16 protein-coding genes are annotated in these 14,577 nt (G+C 68.9%); 2 read left to right on the top strand and 14 right to left on the bottom strand.

Annotation, left to right across the window (positions count from 1 at the left end; translation table 11 throughout):
* Positions 1-10 precede the first annotated feature (10 nt).
* From AB6807_RS11480 to AB6807_RS11455, 6 genes are all read right to left on the bottom strand, one after another.
* The gene (locus tag AB6807_RS11480; protein WP_371084617.1) at positions 11-901 is read right to left on the bottom strand and encodes a VOC family protein; all 891 of its coding nucleotides are present in this window, start codon (positions 899-901) and stop codon (positions 11-13) included.
* A 49-nt stretch (positions 902-950) separates the two neighbouring features.
* A complete protein-coding gene (locus AB6807_RS11475; RefSeq protein WP_371084616.1) occupies positions 951-1,814 on the bottom strand; it encodes an ABC transporter ATP-binding protein in 864 nt (287 codons plus the stop codon).
* Positions 1,811-2,698: an ABC transporter ATP-binding protein gene (locus AB6807_RS11470; protein ID WP_371084615.1), complete on the bottom strand. Its 888-nt coding sequence runs from the start codon at positions 2,696-2,698 to the stop codon at positions 1,811-1,813. The genes AB6807_RS11475 and AB6807_RS11470 overlap by 4 nt, the downstream gene beginning before the upstream one ends.
* A complete protein-coding gene (locus tag AB6807_RS11465) occupies positions 2,673-3,284 on the bottom strand; it encodes an OsmC family protein (protein WP_371084614.1) in 612 nt (203 codons plus the stop codon). Before AB6807_RS11465 ends, AB6807_RS11470 begins: the two co-directional genes overlap by 26 nt.
* Positions 3,285-3,296: 12 nt before the next feature.
* A complete protein-coding gene (locus AB6807_RS11460) occupies positions 3,297-5,126 on the bottom strand; it encodes an ABC transporter permease (protein ID WP_371084613.1) in 1,830 nt (609 codons plus the stop codon).
* Between the two features lie 169 nt (positions 5,127-5,295).
* Positions 5,296-6,480, bottom strand: a complete 1,185-nt coding sequence (locus tag AB6807_RS11455; RefSeq protein WP_371084612.1) for an ABC transporter substrate-binding protein — start codon at positions 6,478-6,480, stop codon at positions 5,296-5,298.
* A gap of 155 nt (positions 6,481-6,635) precedes the next feature.
* On the opposite strand from AB6807_RS11455, the gene AB6807_RS11450 reads away from it, so the two are divergent.
* A complete protein-coding gene (locus tag AB6807_RS11450) occupies positions 6,636-7,274 on the top strand; it encodes a GDSL-type esterase/lipase family protein (protein ID WP_116911767.1) in 639 nt (212 codons plus the stop codon).
* On the opposite strand, the gene AB6807_RS11445 is transcribed toward AB6807_RS11450, so the two are convergent.
* The 4 genes from AB6807_RS11445 to AB6807_RS11430 all read right to left on the bottom strand — a co-directional run bounded on the left by AB6807_RS11445 (position 7,271) and on the right by AB6807_RS11430 (position 9,403).
* Complete coding sequence (locus tag AB6807_RS11445; protein ID WP_371084611.1) at positions 7,271-7,804, bottom strand: class IV adenylate cyclase; 534 nt, start codon at positions 7,802-7,804, stop codon at positions 7,271-7,273. The two genes, AB6807_RS11450 and AB6807_RS11445, sit on opposite strands and share 4 nt — an antisense overlap.
* Positions 7,805-7,922: 118 nt before the next feature.
* A complete protein-coding gene (locus tag AB6807_RS11440) occupies positions 7,923-8,282 on the bottom strand; it encodes a hypothetical protein (protein WP_371084610.1) in 360 nt (119 codons plus the stop codon).
* Positions 8,279-8,881, bottom strand: coding sequence for a cob(I)yrinic acid a,c-diamide adenosyltransferase (locus tag AB6807_RS11435; protein ID WP_371084609.1), 603 nt, complete (start codon positions 8,879-8,881; stop codon positions 8,279-8,281). Before AB6807_RS11435 ends, AB6807_RS11440 begins: the two co-directional genes overlap by 4 nt.
* A 21-nt stretch (positions 8,882-8,902) precedes the next feature.
* Positions 8,903-9,403, bottom strand: a complete 501-nt coding sequence (locus AB6807_RS11430) for a DinB family protein (protein WP_116911901.1) — start codon at positions 9,401-9,403, stop codon at positions 8,903-8,905.
* Positions 9,404-9,483: 80 nt separating this feature from the next.
* On the opposite strand from AB6807_RS11430, the gene AB6807_RS11425 reads away from it, so the two are divergent.
* Positions 9,484-10,908, top strand: coding sequence for an FAD-binding oxidoreductase (locus AB6807_RS11425; RefSeq protein ID WP_116911763.1), 1,425 nt, complete (start codon positions 9,484-9,486; stop codon positions 10,906-10,908).
* Between the two features lie 120 nt (positions 10,909-11,028).
* On the opposite strand, the gene AB6807_RS11420 is transcribed toward AB6807_RS11425, so the two are convergent.
* The 4 genes from AB6807_RS11420 to AB6807_RS11405 form a co-directional block, all read right to left on the bottom strand.
* Entirely contained in the window at positions 11,029-11,937 is a 909-nt protein-coding gene (locus tag AB6807_RS11420) for a CsgG/HfaB family protein (protein ID WP_371084608.1), read from the bottom strand.
* Positions 11,938-12,099: 162 nt separating this feature from the next.
* On the bottom strand, positions 12,100-13,065 hold the full coding sequence (locus tag AB6807_RS11415; RefSeq protein WP_116911761.1) for a ParB/RepB/Spo0J family partition protein: 966 nt from the start codon (positions 13,063-13,065) through the stop codon (positions 12,100-12,102).
* Complete coding sequence (locus AB6807_RS11410) at positions 13,065-13,610, bottom strand: alpha/beta hydrolase (protein ID WP_116911760.1); 546 nt, start codon at positions 13,608-13,610, stop codon at positions 13,065-13,067. The genes AB6807_RS11415 and AB6807_RS11410 overlap by 1 nt, the downstream gene beginning before the upstream one ends.
* A 42-nt stretch (positions 13,611-13,652) precedes the next feature.
* Positions 13,653-14,570, bottom strand: coding sequence for a ParA family protein (locus tag AB6807_RS11405; RefSeq protein ID WP_371084607.1), 918 nt, complete (start codon positions 14,568-14,570; stop codon positions 13,653-13,655).
* Positions 14,571-14,577 lie beyond the last annotated feature (7 nt).

Below are 14,577 nucleotides of genomic sequence, written 5' to 3'. Positions count from 1 at the left end.
CACACACCCATCAGGCGTTTGTCACGCTGGCGGTCTTCGCCTTGCGGCCGACCGGCGGCAGGTCGAGCTCGATCAGGGCCCCATGCGTGCGTGCCAAGTCGAAGGCGCCGGTCGACTGCGGCTTGTCGGTGTGCAGCACCAGCGCGTAGGAGCCTTCGCCGCGCGCCGCGATGCGCTGCGCCAACGCGTCGCCGCCCTCCCCTGCGCGCGATGCATTCGACGGGTTCTCGCGTGGCGACGACAGCACCAGCACGCTGCCGCCCAGCACGATGACCGCCACGCGCACGTTGCTGCCCGGCAGCGCCACGGGCTCGCCGACGTGCGTGCCGGCGTCTTCAACATCAGTGCCGATCGCCCTGCCCAACAAGGCGCGGTAGCGCGCCAGCGTCGCATCGAGGTCACGCACGGCAATGGCCAGGCTGGCCACGCCGAGCGCGCCGTTCGCATGCACGCGCACCTCGCCCTCGGGCACGCGCAATGCGCGCGGCGTGAGGTCGCCGCACAGGAAGGGCAAGTCCGCAGACGGCGAGCGTGCCGTCTGCCAGCGCAGGCGTTCGCCGTCGGGCCGCACGCGGCCGCCGTCGAGCGGGCCTTCGAGCAGCAGGCCGCGTGCCTTCGCATCGGCCACGGTGGTGGCGGTGCTGGGCGGCAGCAGCGCAAAGTCGACGATGCCTTCGCCATGGCGTTGCAGCAGCTGCCACCAACGCTCGCTGGGCGACGGCTCGCGCCACGCGATCAGCTCGAAGTAGCTGCCGTCGGCGAACACCACCAGCGCGTTGTGCGTGGCGCGGCCCGGGTGGTCGCCGCCGCGCACCACGTGGAAGCCGAGCGCGCCGTAGTCGGCAATGGTGCGTTCGAGGTCGTGCACCGCGATGACGATGTGGTCGAGCTTCAGGGACATGTATGTTTCTCTGTGGGTTGTCTGAATCGGAAAAGTTGGGCGCGTCGGGTCAGGAGGCCGTGCGCGCGGCGCCCTCGCCGCCCAGGTACGCATCGCGGATGCGCGCGTCGGCCAGCAGCTCTTTCGCCGGGCCCGAGAGCACGATGCGCCCGGTCTGCAGCACGTAGCCGTGGTGCGCGATCTGCAGCGCCAGGCTCGCGTTCTGCTCGACCATGAACACCGACACGCCCTGCGCGTTGATGCGCGCGATGAGCTCCAGCACCTTGTCGACGTACAGCGGCGACAGGCCCATGGTCGGCTCGTCCATGCAGATGAGCCTGGGGCGGCCCATGAGCGCGCGCGCCATCGCCACCATCTGCTGCTCGCCGCCCGACAGCGTGCCGGCCTGGAACTCGATGCGCTCGGCCACGCGCGGGAACAGCGCCAGCATGCGCTCCAGGTCTTCGGCCACGGCCTTGCGGTCGTTGCGCGCATAGGCGCCCATCAGCAGGTTCTCGCGCACGGTCATCGCGGGGAACAGCCTGCGCGCCTCGGGCACCGAGCCGATGCCCTTGCGAATGATCTGCGGCGTGCTCAGCCCGAGCGTGGAGACGCCGTTGAAGTTCACCTCGCCCGAGCGCGGCTTGAGCAGCCCGAGCACGATCTTCATGGTGGTCGACTTGCCGCTGGCGTTGCCGCCGAGCAGGCTCACGATCTGGCCCTGGCGCACCTCGATGTCGAGGTCGAAGTGGGCCTGCACGGGGCCGTAGAAGCTGTTGACCTTCTTCAGCTGCAGCAGCGGGTGTGCCGCACCGCTGGAAGCGGGCGCGGCCGTGCGTTCGGGCAGGTCCTTGCCCCAACCCTCCCAACCCTCCCCACCCTCTCCCCGCTGGGGAGGGGGCGCGAGGCCGGAGCGGGCGACGGTGGCGATCATGCGGGCACCGCCTCTTGGGTATCCCGGATGTTTTGCGCCTTCGGCGCGCCGGCCGTGCCCACATGGCGATGGCCCAGGTAGGCCTCGATCACCGCGGGATCGTTGCGCACGTCGTCGGGCAGGCCTTCGGCAATCTTGCGGCCGTCGTCGAGCACGGCCACGCGGTCCGACAGCTGCATCACCAGGTCGAGCTTGTGCTCGATCAGCAGGATGGTCTGGCCGCGCGCCTTCAGGCCGCGAATGATCTCCAGCATCTCGGCCGTCTCGCTTTCGTTCATGCCCGCGGTGGGCTCGTCGAGCAGCAGCAGGCGCGGCTTGAGCGCCAGCGCCCGCGCGATCTCCACGCGGCGGCGGTTGGCGTAGGAAAGGCTGTAGGCCGGATGGTCCACGCGCGGCGCCAGGCGCTCGCCGAAGAGCGCGATGATCTCGCGCGCCTCTTCGCGCAAGGCCTCTTCCTCGCGGCGCACGGCAGCGGGCTGCACCAGCGCCAGCGCGAGTTCGGCCAGCGCGCCCAGGCCGGGCACGCTGCCCATGCGCGGCTTGACGGCGCGCAGCCGCGTGTGCGCGCCGACCAGCACGTTGTCGAGCACCGAGAGGTTCGCGAACACGCGCCCGTGCTGGAAGGTGCGCGCCAGCCCGCGCTGCGCGAGCTGTTGCGCCGGCAGGCCGGTGATGTCCTGCCCGTCGAACAGCACCTGCCCTTCGTCGGGCCGGTCGAGGCCGGTGACCAGGTTGAACAGCGTGGTCTTGCCCGCGCCGTTCGGGCCGATCACGCTGAGCAGTTCGCCCTCGCCCACGTGCAGGTCCACGGCATTGACGGCCGTGAGCCCGCCGAAGCGGCGCGTGATGCCGCGGATGTCAAGCAGCGAGGGGGTTGGCGGCATGAGCGGCATGAGCGGCATGAGCGGCATGGGCAACATGGGCGACAGGGGCGGCCTTCGCCTTCGAGTTCACGAGCTTCACCTCGGCGCGGATGGTCTGCGGGTTGCGCAGCAGGTTAAGAATGGGGCAGTTGCGCTCCACCGCCTCGAACAGCGCGTCGATGTCTTCGCGGCTCGCGGGCGAGTCGATGTGCACGGTGTAGCCGATCTCGTGCGGCCAGATGGGCGTCTGCTCGTGGCCCGGCTTGCCGCCGCGCGGGTCGATGACGCCGGTGACCTCCACCTCGAGGCTTTCGAGCGGCACCTGGCGCTCGGCCGCGTGGATCAGGAAGATGTGCGTCACGCAGGTGCCCAGCACGCCCAGCTGCAGCTCGGGCGAACTCGGGCCCAGGTTGTAGCCCGCGAAATCGGGCGGGCTGTCGCTGATGACCTGGTGCTCGCGAATGCGCAGGCGGCGCACGCCGCTGCGGCCTTCGGCCTTCACGCTGGCCTTCAGTTGCGCGGGCTGGGCGGTGCCCGCCTCGACGGCGGCATTGCGTGCCAGCACGGCGGCGCGTTTCTCGGCGAGGTAGTCGTTCAGGTGGCTCATGGTGTGGTTCTTTCAGACAGTGCCCAGCAGACCTTGCGGGCGAAAACGAATCAGCAGGAGCAGCGCCACGCCGTAGATCAGCATGCGGTACTCGGCCGTCACGCGAAACAGCTCCGGCAGGCTCACGAGCGCGACCGCGCCGAGCAATGCACCGCTGATGTTCCCCAGGCCGCCCAGGATCACCATCGTCAGCGCGAGGATCGAGATCTGCGAGCCGAAGGTCTCGTGGTTGATGTACGAGTACATGTGCGCGGTGAAGGCCCCGCTCACGCCGGCCGCGAAGCCGCCGAAGCCGAAGGCCAGCGCCTTGTAGCGGTCGGGGCTCACGCCGTAGGCGCGCGCGGCCACCTCGTCCTCGCGCACCGCGCGGAAGGTGCGGCCCAGGTGCGAGCGCAAGAGCCGCCACTGCAGCAGGGCCAGCAGCACCATCGCACCGAAAGAAGCCCAGTAGATGGCCTCGTTCGACGAGGCATCGCGCCCGAACAGCGACAGCGGCGGAATGCCCGACACGCCGATGGGCCCGTGCGTGAGGCTTTCCCAGTTGAGGATGGTGAGCGCCACGATCTCGCCGATGCCCAGCGTGGCGATCGACACGTAGTGCCCGCGCAGCCTGAAGGCCGGAAAGATCAGCGCCGTGCCGATCAGCGACGTGAGAATGCCCGCCGCCACGATGCCCGTGCCCACCGGCAGGTGCAGGTCGAGCACCAGCAGCGACGAGGCATACGCGCCGATGGCCAGCAGCCCCGCGTGCCCCAGCGAGATCTGCCCGATGGTGCCGGCCACCAGCGTGAGGCTGAGCGCGAGCGCGCCGTAGAGCCACGCATTCGTCAGCGTCTGCAGCAGATAGGGCGACGGATCGAACAGCGGCAAGGCCACCGCCGCGGCGAACAGCGCAAGCAGCACGCGCGGGGGCACGCGCCACGGCTTGCTGGGCGCGATGAAGGTGCCCGTGAGCGGCTCGGGCGGCAGCGCGCGCTTGCGCCCGAACAGGCCGTTGGGCTTCCACACCAGGATGACCAGCAGCAGCGCGAAGGCGAACAGGTTGCGGTACGGCGTGCCCAGGATGGCCACGCCGTAGCTCTCGATGAGCCCCAGCAGCAGGCTGCCGACGATGGCGCCTGGCACGTTGCCCACGCCGCCCACCACCGTGGCCACCACGCCCTTGAGCGTGGCCTGGAAGCTCATGGCCGGGCTGATGTTGTTGTAGTACATGCCCACCAGCAGGCCCGAGAGCCCACCCAGCGCGGCCGCGATGGCGAACACGGCCTGGTTCACGCGGTCGACGTCCACGCCCATCTGCTGCGCCGCGTCGCGGTCTTGCGCGGTGGCGCGCACGGCCCAGCCCAGCTTGGTGAAGCGCAGGAAGCCGAACAGCACCGCGGCGCTGGCGATGCCGATGCCCGCGATGAGCAGGTCGAGCGCGCCGATGGTGCCGGTGCCGATCTGCAGGCGCCAGTCGGGCAGCTGCGTGGGCAGCGAGCGCGGGTCGGGGCTGAACACCAGCTGCACCAGGATGTCGAGCACGAAGCTGATGCCGATGGTCGCCAGCAGCGGCGCGATGCGCGCCGCGCCCTGCAGCGGCCGCAGCCCCACGCGCTCGATCAGCATGCCCAAAGCGCCCGAGCCGAGCACCACCAGCAGGATGGTCACGGGCAGCGGCGTGTGCAGGTAGGTGATCGACGCCCAGCCGATGTACGCGCCCACGGTGTACACCGAGCCGTGCGCGAAGTTGATGAGATGCGAGACACCGAAGATCAACGCGAGGCCCACCGCCAGCAACGCGTAGATGTTGCCGATGATGAGGCCGTTGACGGTGTAGTCGAAGAAGGAGGTGAAGCTCATGGCGTGGCGCCTGGCGAGGCGTCTGCTGCCTCGCTCCCTCTCCCGCTTGCGGGAGAGGGTTGGGGTGAGGGTGCGGCGGCCCGAGCGAAGAGCGGCTGCCTGATGCAGGCCCCTGCCCTCACCCTGACCCTCTCCCGCAAGCGGGAGAGGGGATAGAACCTGAATCCGCTCATTTCGCAGTCGAAGCCACGGCCGCCTTCTCGTCCAGCTGCGCCCACTTGCCGTCCTTCACCACCAGGTTCACGCTCTTCACCCCGATGACACGCCGCGTCTGCGCATCGAAGCTGGCCTTGCCGAAGATCACGCTCGGCACGTCCTTGATCTTGTAGAACGCGTCGCGCACCGCCTTGCGGTCGGCCGTGGGGCCGGCCTGGCGCAGCGCCGCGGCCGCGTACACCACCGCGTCGTATGCATACGCATTGAACGCGTCGGGCTCCTTGGCGTACTTCGCGCGGAAGCTCTTCACGAAGTCCTGCACCTCGGGGCGCGGCTCTTCGGGGTAGAAGGCGGTGTTGGTGTGGATGCCGTTCACGGCCGCGCCGCCGAGCTCGATGAACTTCGGCGAATACACCGAGCCCACCGCCGCGATCGGCTGCTTCAGGCCCACGCTGCGCACCTGGCCCGCGATGAGCGCGCCGTCGGGGTAGTAGGAGATGAGCACCAGCCCGTCGGGGTTGGCGTCGCGCACGCGCACCAGCGTCGAGCGAAAGTCTTTCTCGTCGGGCTGGTAGCCCTCGGCGATGGCCAGCTGCGCGCCGCGCTCCTGCGCGGCCTTCACCAGCACGTCCTTGCTGGTGCGGCCCCAGTCGGTGTTCAGGTACAGCACGGCGATGCGCTTGAAGCCCAGCGTCTTCACCGCGAGCTCGGCCAGCAGCGGTTGCGCGTCGGCCTGGCTGATCGACGGGCTCCAGATGTAGTCGCCGCCCTTGGTGAAGTCGGGGTGCGAGTTGGTGAAGCCCAGCTGCACCAGCCCCGCGCGCTGGTAGATGGGCGAGGCCGCCATCGACGCCGGGCTCGAGAAGTCGCCCAGCTCGATGAGCACGCGCTTGTCGTTCACCAGTTTCTGCGCGATGGCCACCGACTGCCGCGGATCGCTCTGGCTGTCCTCGAAGTTGTAGGCCAGCGGCCGGCCATGGATGCCGCCCTGCGCGTTGATGTGTTCGAGCGCGAGGTCGAAGCCCGCCTTCCACTGCGCGCCGTACTGCGCGTTCTGCCCGGTGAGCGGCCCGCTCACGCCGAACCACACCGGCTCGCCGGTGGCGGGCGCGGCCCAGGCCACCAGTGGTGCCGCCAGCAAGGCGGCAGAGAGCGCAGCCACATGGCGCAGGAAGCGATGGCGATTGAGCAGCAACATGGTGTCGAACCCCGTGATGAATGAAGGTGCAGGGCCGCGATTCTTCGCCTGCGCCCCACGCCCGGGAACGAACAAAAACGGGGAGGCTTATGCGCTTTTCGCGCAAAGGGGCAAGCGCGCGCGGGCCGTGCGGCTGCGTTTATGCTGCGCGCCACATGAAGCGACGACACCTTCTCCACCTGGGCGCCGCGGCGTCTGCCCTGGCCCTTCTTTCAGCCTGCGGCAAGCGCAAGCCCGCAGCCGCCGCGCTGAAGTCCGATGCCCGCGTGCTGGCCATCGGCGACAGCCTCACGCACGGCTACGGCGCGCCGCCCGATGCGGCGTGGCCCGTGAAACTGGGCGAGCTCACAGGCTGGCAGATCGACAACGAAGGCGTCAACGGCGACACCTCCGAAGGCGCGCTGCAGCGCCTGCCCGCGCTGCTGGGTGCGACGAGCTACGACGCGGTGTTGATCGGCATCGGCGGCAACGACATGCTGCGCGGCGTGTCGGCCACGGCCACGCGCGACAACCTCGCGGCGCTGATCACGCAGGCGCGCGCGCACACCCCTTACGTGGCCGTGCTGGCCACGCCGGCACCGGACGCGATGCGCGCGGCCGTGGGCTCGCTCAGCGATGCGCCGTTCTACGAAGAGGTCGCGAAGTCGCAGCAAGCGCTGCTGGTGCCCAACGTGTATTCGAGCGTGCTGTCGGACGCGTCGCTGCGCTCCGACCGCATCCATGCCAATGCACGAGGCTATGAAAAGGTCGCGCAGCTGTTGGCGGACCAGTTGAAGGCAGCGGGCTGGCGCTAGTCCGCCCCGGCCGATCGCGCGTTCAGCAGGTCGACGTACGCGCCCTGCACCAGTTGCTCGGTACCGATGCCCAGCCGCGCCATGAGCGCGTGCGCCTCGGCGGTGCCGGCCTGCGCGGACTCGCCCTCTTCCAGCACCACTTCGAGCTCGAGGAATTCACCGAGCCCTTCGACCCGGTCGAGGTGCACGCGCGTGCGGCCCACGATGAACAGGCGGCGTTGCTTGCGCACCCGACCGGCCTGGCCCCACGCGAGCGTGAGCGATTCACCCAGCGCGTCGGGTGTGCTGCAGGGTGTGATCAGGTAGAACGATTCCTTCGGCCCGCTGCTGTTCGCGCGGCGGTAGAAGATGAGCTCGGCGCGGTCCGGTGCGAAGGTGCGCAGCTTGAGGCGGTCCGCGCTGTCGTTGCAGCGGAAGAAGGTGTCGTCCTGCGCGATCTCGATGGGGCCCTGGTGGGCGAGCGTTGCAGCGATGGTTGCGATGCGATCGATGCTGTCGATGCGGGCTTTGATCTCGACGTTTCTTGCCATGTGTCTCTGCGTTGGATTCGTTGGCGTGTTCACCGGGCCACGCGGTCGGGTCGTGGCCGATCGACGACTGCACTGAAGGCGCACGCCGATGCGGCGCCCCCGGCAATCAATCAATCAATCAAGGCGCGTTGCCTTGAGGCCCCACAGCCGGTGGACGCGCGCGCCCGCTGGACCCCGGCGACAGCTTGCGACCGAAGGCTTCGCCCACGTTGCGCACCGGCCGGCTGGCCTTCTCCGACACGTTGTTCACACCGCGCCGCGTGGCGGCGTCCGCGCGGTTCACGCCGCGGCCCGCCGCGTTGGTGCCGCGCTGCACGCTGCCCACGACGGTGCCGTTGCGGGCGGGAGCCTTCAGGGTGTGGGCGCGCTGCGCCTTGGGCGGGTTGTCGGCACTCTGGGCTTGCGCGCCCATGGGCAGCCACAGCGCGAGAACTGCGGACAGGGCGAGCGATGCGCGAAAGGTGTTCGTGAATTTCATGGGACCTCCTTGGTGTCTGCTTCAGCGGCTCCAGCTTCTGCCGCCGCGCGCGCCATGCGCTCGCTCTTCCAGTACACGTCGTCGCCGCCGTCCATGCGGTTGAGCACGCGCGCGAGCACGAACAGCAGGTCGCTGAGCCGGTTGAGGTACTGCCGCAGCGCGTCGTTGAGCTGCTCGTTCGCGCCCAGCGCCACCACCGCGCGCTCCGCCCGGCGCGCCACCGTGCGGCACACGTGCGCGAGCGATGCCGCGCGCGTGCCGGCCGGCAGGATGAATTCGGCCAAGCGCGGCAGGGCGGCGTTGTGCTCGGCCAGGGCGTTGTCCAGCTGCAGCAGCGCATCGGCCTTCAGCAACGTGAAACCCGGCATCGACAGTTCGCCGCCCAGGTTGAAGAGCTGGTGCTGCACATCGACCAGCAGCTCGCGAACAGGCTCTGGCAGCGGCTCGCACAGCAACACGCCGATGTTCGAGTTGAGCTCGTCCACGTCGCCCATCGCGTGCACGCGCAAATGGTCCTTGGGCACGCGCGTGTTGTCGCCCAGGCCGGTGGTGCCGTCGTCGCCCGTGCGGGTGGCGATCTGTGAAAGTCGGTTGCCCATGAATGAAGGCTCCTGGAAGGGTTAGGTGCCCACCGTCGACGCGTCGATCTTGCCGGCCAGCCACTGCAGGCCCGCAAGATGCTGCTGGTCGTGGCTGCACAGGTAGTGAATGAGGCTGCGCATCGTGAGCGGGCCGTAGCCCTCGAACACGGCCGTGCGCTGCAGTTGCGCGTCGCTCAGGCTGGAGACGATCTCCATCGTCTGGATGCGCGCCATGCGGAACTCGGCCAGCACCTTCTGCGCATCGGCCGCGCCGTAGCCGCGCTCGACGGCCAGCGGCTCGCTGTCGATGGAGGCGAGCGTCGGGTGGGCTTCGGCCAGCGTGCGGCGAAAGCGCACGTGGTAGCCCTCGATCTCGATGTCGCGCACATGGCACAGCTGCTCGATGGCGGTGAAGGCCTCGCTGGGCACGCCCTCCCACGAGGGCGGCGTCCAGTGCCTGTAGGCCGTGGGAATGGCCGCGTAGTGGGCCTCCAGTTGCGAGGGGAAGGCCGCGAGTGCGCTAAGGGTCGTAGGGTTCATGTTTTTTCCGAAGCGCATTATGGTGCGCCCTCCGTAAAATGACCGATCCCCCTCGATCACACCCTGCCAGGAGACGCCCGATGAACGCACCGACCCAAACCTCGCACCTGATGCCGGAGCTTCATCTGCGCGACGTGCCCGCCGCGCTCATCGACGGCCTGAAGGCGCGCTTCGGCGACAACTGTTCCACGGCCATGGCCGTGCGCACGCAGCACGGGCGCGACGAGTCGTCGTTCGACGCGCCGCCGCCCTCGGCCGTGGTGTTCGCCGAAAGCACGCAGGACGTGGCCGACGCCGTCAAGCTCGCCAGCGAGCACAGCGTGCCGGTCATTCCCTTCGGCGTGGGCTCCTCGCTCGAAGGCCACCTGCTGGCGGTGCAAGGCGGCATCAGCATCGACGTGTCGCGCATGAACCGCGTGCTGTCGGTCAACGCCGACGACCTCACGGTGACGGTGCAGCCCGGCGTCACGCGCAAGCAGCTCAACGAAGAGATCAAGAGCACGGGCCTGTTCTTCCCCATCGACCCGGGCGCGGACGCCTCCATCGGCGGCATGACGGCCACGCGCGCCAGCGGCACGAACGCGGTGCGCTACGGCACCATGCGCGAGAACGTGCTGGCGCTCGAAGTGGTCACGGCCGCGGGCGAGGTCATTCGCACCGGCACGCGCGCGAAGAAGTCGTCGGCCGGCTACGACCTCACGCGCCTCATGGTGGGCAGCGAAGGCACGCTGGGCGTGGTCACCGAGATCACGCTGCGCATCTACCCGCTGCCCGAGGCGGTGTCGGCGGCCATCTGCTCGTTCCCGAGCATCGAGGCCGCGGTGCGCACCACCATCGAGACCATCCAGCTGGGCGTGCCGATCGCGCGCGTGGAACTCATCGACGTGAACACGGTGCGCATGGTGAACGCCTACGCCAAGCTCAACCTGCGCGAAGAGCCGATGCTGCTGATGGAATTCCACGGTTCGCCCGCCGGCGTGAAGGAGCAGGCCGAGACCGTGCAGGAGCTTGCGAGCGGCCACGGCGGCAACGCCTTCGAATGGGCCAGCACGCCCGAAGAACGCACGCGCCTGTGGACCGCGCGGCACAACAGCTACTTTGCGGCCGTGCAGTCGCGCCCGGGCTGCCGCGTGATCTCCACCGACACCTGCGTGCCCATCTCGCGCCTGGCCGACTGCCTGCTCGACTCGGTGGCCGAGGCGGACGCCAGCGGCATTCCGTACTTTCTGGTCGGCCACGTGGGCGACGGCAACTTCCACTTCGGCTACCTGCTCGACCCGAACATTCCCGAAGAGCGCGTGAAGGCCGAGGCGCTGAACCACCAGCTCGTGAGCCGCGCGCTGGCGCTGGAAGGCACCTGCACCGGCGAGCACGGCGTGGGCCTGCACAAGATGGACTTCCTGGTGACCGAGGCGGGCGCCGGGGCCATCGACATGATGCGCACCATCAAGCGCGCGCTGGACCCGAAGAACATCATGAACCCGGGAAAGATCTTCGCGCTTTGATGGCGTCGTGACCGCGCCCTGATCCCGCTCGGGCGCCCATAAAAAAAGCCCGGCAGCTCGTGAGAGCCGCCGGGCTTTCTGCTTTGCAGTTGCCGTGCTTTGCTGGTCGCTTCTTGTTTGTCAGTTGCTGTTGTTGCTGCGGCGGCGCGTGGGCGCTGGCTTTTCCGCGGGCACATACGTTTGCGACGGTGCGGCGCCGCCATCGACACCGAGCCGGCCGCCACCGCCGAGGCCCTGGCCGCGAACGGTCTGCGCCTTGTAGTTGCGCAGCGAGCGGACCATCTGGTTGAAGGCGTCCATGAACGCGGCGGCAATCACCTTGCCCTGCGCCGTGTTGGTGTAGCCGCCCAGGCCGCCGCCGCCGCTGCGGCCGGCCAGCGCACCGAAGGCGCCGAAGTCGGTCTTGGAAGCGCTGCCTTCGGCGGCCGCCACCTGCACGCCCGAGCGGTTGTCGATGAGGGTCAGCAGCGCGCTGGCTTCCTTGGTCTGCATGCTGCCGCCGACCGCTGCGAGCGCACGGCCACGGCCGCCACCCACCAGCCCGCCGAGCGCGCCGCCGATGCCGCCGGCGTCGCTGTTGCTGAAGACGATTTCAGGCGACAGGCCGTAGTCGGAGGCCACCATCTGGCCGCGGCCGAAGTTGCTGCCGCCGCGCATTTCGCCCGACTGCTGCAGCGCGCGTTCGCGCGTCATGGCATTCATGCCGGCCGCGCCGCGTTCCACGACCACGAAGCAGTTCGATTGCTGCACCAGCAGGCGCAGCAGGTTGGCCGTGGGCGGCAGGCGGTATTCGCCGGTGAGGATGGTGTACCAACCCGCGCTCTGGTTCTCGATCAGCGAGACCGTGCCGAGCGGCGATTCGCAGCGCTCGAGCTGGCTGCTTTCGCCGGAGGTGGCACCGCCGGCTGCGCTGCCGGTGGCCATGGTCTTGGCCGACTGGCTGCCCATCTGCATGTCGGTGGCGGCGCAACCGGTGAGAAAAAACGCGCCCGCGGCAATGGCCGCAAGCGGGAACTTGGTGAGCTGCATGGGTGGACTCCCTCTGTGTTCAGAGATATTAGTTAACAAATCCAGCCGCGAAGGATACGCGCAAAGGATTGCAACAATCAATCAAACGAATGCCCGACGCAGCGTTCACACACTAGGCCGTTCGGCGGATGGTCTCCATGCCGCCGTTCTCGGTGGACGTGCTTACGTCGCCGTGCGGCGGATGCGCTCTATCAGCCCGTTCAGCGCATCGATGGAGCCGAAGTGAATGACGAGCTCGCCGCTTTCGCCGCGCTTGGTGCGCTTCTTGATGCGCACCTCGACCTCGGCCGTCAGCAGGTCGGCCAGCTCTTCTTCCACGCGCTGCAGGTCGCGCGACTTCTCGCCGTCGTTGCTGCGGCGCGAGGGCGTGAGCGTGAACTCGGCCGCGAGCTTCTTCACCAGCGCCTCGGCCTCGCGCACCGACATCTTCTTGGCGGCGATCTGGTTGGCGGCGGTGATCTGCGTGCCACGGTCCAGCGACAGCAGCGCGCGCGCGTGGCCCATGTCGATGTCGCCGGCCATCAGCATCTGCTGCGCGGGCTCGGCCAGGTTCAGCAGGCGCAGCAGGTTGCTGGCCGCGCTGCGCGAACGGCCCACGGCCTGCGCGGCCTGTTCGTGCGTGAGGCCGAACTCGTTCACCAGGCGCTGCAGGCCCTGCGCTTCTTCCAGCGGGTTGAGGTCTTCGCGCTGGATGTTCTCGATGAGCGACATCGCGGCCGCGGCCTCGTTGGGCACGTCGCGCACCAGCACCGGCACGCTGTCCAGGCCAGCGAGCTTCGCGGCACGAAAGCGCCGCTCGCCCGCGATGATTTCGTACTCGGCGTTCTTGGCGGCGGCCGATTCGGCATCGAGCCGGCGCACCAGGATCGGCTGCATGATGCCCTGCACCTTGATGCTCTCGGCCAGCTCGTAGAGCGCGCCCTCGTCCATACGCGTGCGCGGCTGGTACACGCCGGCCACCATCTGGTCGAGCATCAGCGTGCTGGGGTTCCGGGGCGCCCCGCCCTCCTGCGCGTCGGCGCCGCCACCGTAGGTGCCATCGGGACCGTGATCGGCAGCAGGCGCGGCCGTCGGGCCGAGCAACGCTTCCAGGCCGCGGCCCAGGCCCTTGGGTTTCTTGGTCGCCATCAGTTCTTGTCTTTCGAGATTTCGTTCAATAGGTCGCGGCCTTCGGGCCAGTCGCCCAGGCCGGATTCGGCATTCAGGTGGCCGCGCGCGCCGGCGTCCACGAAGCGCGCGCCCCAGTCGCTGGCGAGCTGCCGCGAGCGCGCGGCCTCGCAGTAGGGGTCGTCGTTGGCGGCGACCAGCACCGCCGCGAACGGCAGCGGCTGCCGCACGATGGGCGCCCAGCCGGGAATGGCCTGACGCAGGTCGTCGCGCTCCAGGTCGCCGGGCGCCACCAGCAAGGCGCCGCGCACCTTGTGCGTGTTGCGCGAATGCGCAGCCCAGGCGGCCACCAGGATGCAACCCAGGCTGTGCGCCGCGAAGACCACCGGGCCCGGCGCGGCCAGCACGGCCTCTTCGAGCTGGATCGACCAGTCGCCGCGCAGCGGACGCATCCATTCATGCTGTTCGACACGCTGGTCGCCGTACACCGCCTCCCAGCGGGTTTGCCAATGTCCGGGGCCGCTGTTTTGCCAACCGGGCAGGAGCAGGATGCGGGGTGCTGTCATTTGCTATTAATTTGATAGCATTGAATCAAGTAACGACGGGCTTCAGGCGTTGTTGTCGCTGGTGGTCGAGTCCGGCGCGGGCACCGGCGCGAGCACGTCCGCGGGAATCGCGAGGTCGGGCGCGGTGCGTTCGACCGGCGCAATGGGCGGCGCCACCGCGCCGGAAGCGAAGGCGCTGGCGGGCGGCATCTTCTCGATCAGCTCCTGCGCGAAGGCGATGAAGGCCTGGCTGCCGCGTGCCGCCGGGTCGAACACCACGCCCGGCAGGCCGTAGCTCGGCGCCTCGGCCAGCCGCACATTGCGCGGGATGACGGTGTCGAACACCTTGTCGCCGAAGTGGGACTTGAGCTGCTCGCTCACCTGCTGCTGCAGCGTGATGCGCGGATCGAACATCACGCGCAGCAGGCCGATGATCTGCAGGTTCTTGTTCAGGTTGGCGTGCACCTGCTTGATGGTGTTGACCAGGTCGGTCAGCCCTTCGAGCGCGAAGTACTCGCACTGCATCGGCACGATCACGCCATGCGCGGCGCACAGGCCGTTCAGCGTCAGCAGGCTCAGCGACGGCGGGCAATCGATGAGCACGAAGTCGTACTCGGCACCCACCGCCGCCAGCGCGGTGCGCAGGCGCTTCTCGCGGCGGTCGATGGCCACCATTTCGACTTCGGCGCCGGCCAGCTCGCGGTTTGCGCCCAGCACGTCGTAGCCGCAACCGCCCTCCACCAGCTTGTCGGCCTTGACGCGGGCCTCGGCCACCGAAGCCGATTCGAGCAGCACGTCGTACACCGTCAGCTCCAGCTGGCGCTTGTCGATGCCCGAACCCATGGTGGCGTTGCCCTGGGGGTCGAGGTCGATCATCAGCACGCGCTGGCCGGCCTTGGCCAAGCCAGCGGCGAGGTTGACGGTGGTGGTGGTCTTGCCGACGCCGCCCTTTTGGTTGGCAATGCAGAAAATCTTGGCCATGTCAGTA

The organism is Variovorax sp. RCC_210 (assembly GCF_041355175.1).
GTDB lineage: Bacteria > Pseudomonadota > Gammaproteobacteria > Burkholderiales > Burkholderiaceae_C > Variovorax.
Note: the sequence above shows the minus strand (reverse complement) of the source record. Positions and strands in the feature narration are given on the sequence as shown.

Bases quoted from the DNA above. Each gene is read 5' to 3' on its own strand.
- AB6807_RS11480 (WP_371084617.1), bottom strand. From the start codon at position 901: ATGTCCCTGAAGCTCGACCACATCGTCATCGCGGTGCACGACCTCGAA.
- AB6807_RS11475 (WP_371084616.1), bottom strand. From the start codon at position 1,814: ATGATCGCCACCGTCGCCCGCTCCGGCCTCGCGCCCCCTCCCCAGCGG.
- AB6807_RS11470 (WP_371084615.1), bottom strand. From the start codon at position 2,698: ATGCCGCCAACCCCCTCGCTGCTTGACATCCGCGGCATCACGCGCCGC.
- AB6807_RS11465 (WP_371084614.1), bottom strand. From the start codon at position 3,284: ATGAGCCACCTGAACGACTACCTCGCCGAGAAACGCGCCGCCGTGCTG.
- AB6807_RS11460 (WP_371084613.1), bottom strand. From the start codon at position 5,126: ATGAGCTTCACCTCCTTCTTCGACTACACCGTCAACGGCCTCATCATC.
- AB6807_RS11455 (WP_371084612.1), bottom strand. From the start codon at position 6,480: ATGTTGCTGCTCAATCGCCATCGCTTCCTGCGCCATGTGGCTGCGCTC.
- AB6807_RS11450 (WP_116911767.1), top strand. From the start codon at position 6,636: ATGAAGCGACGACACCTTCTCCACCTGGGCGCCGCGGCGTCTGCCCTG.
- AB6807_RS11445 (WP_371084611.1), bottom strand. From the start codon at position 7,804: ATGGCAAGAAACGTCGAGATCAAAGCCCGCATCGACAGCATCGATCGC.
- AB6807_RS11440 (WP_371084610.1), bottom strand. From the start codon at position 8,282: ATGAAATTCACGAACACCTTTCGCGCATCGCTCGCCCTGTCCGCAGTT.
- AB6807_RS11435 (WP_371084609.1), bottom strand. From the start codon at position 8,881: ATGGGCAACCGACTTTCACAGATCGCCACCCGCACGGGCGACGACGGC.
- AB6807_RS11430 (WP_116911901.1), bottom strand. From the start codon at position 9,403: ATGAACCCTACGACCCTTAGCGCACTCGCGGCCTTCCCCTCGCAACTG.
- AB6807_RS11425 (WP_116911763.1), top strand. From the start codon at position 9,484: ATGAACGCACCGACCCAAACCTCGCACCTGATGCCGGAGCTTCATCTG.
- AB6807_RS11420 (WP_371084608.1), bottom strand. From the start codon at position 11,937: ATGCAGCTCACCAAGTTCCCGCTTGCGGCCATTGCCGCGGGCGCGTTT.
- AB6807_RS11415 (WP_116911761.1), bottom strand. From the start codon at position 13,065: ATGGCGACCAAGAAACCCAAGGGCCTGGGCCGCGGCCTGGAAGCGTTG.
- AB6807_RS11410 (WP_116911760.1), bottom strand. From the start codon at position 13,610: ATGACAGCACCCCGCATCCTGCTCCTGCCCGGTTGGCAAAACAGCGGC.
- AB6807_RS11405 (WP_371084607.1), bottom strand. From the start codon at position 14,570: ATGGCCAAGATTTTCTGCATTGCCAACCAAAAGGGCGGCGTCGGCAAG.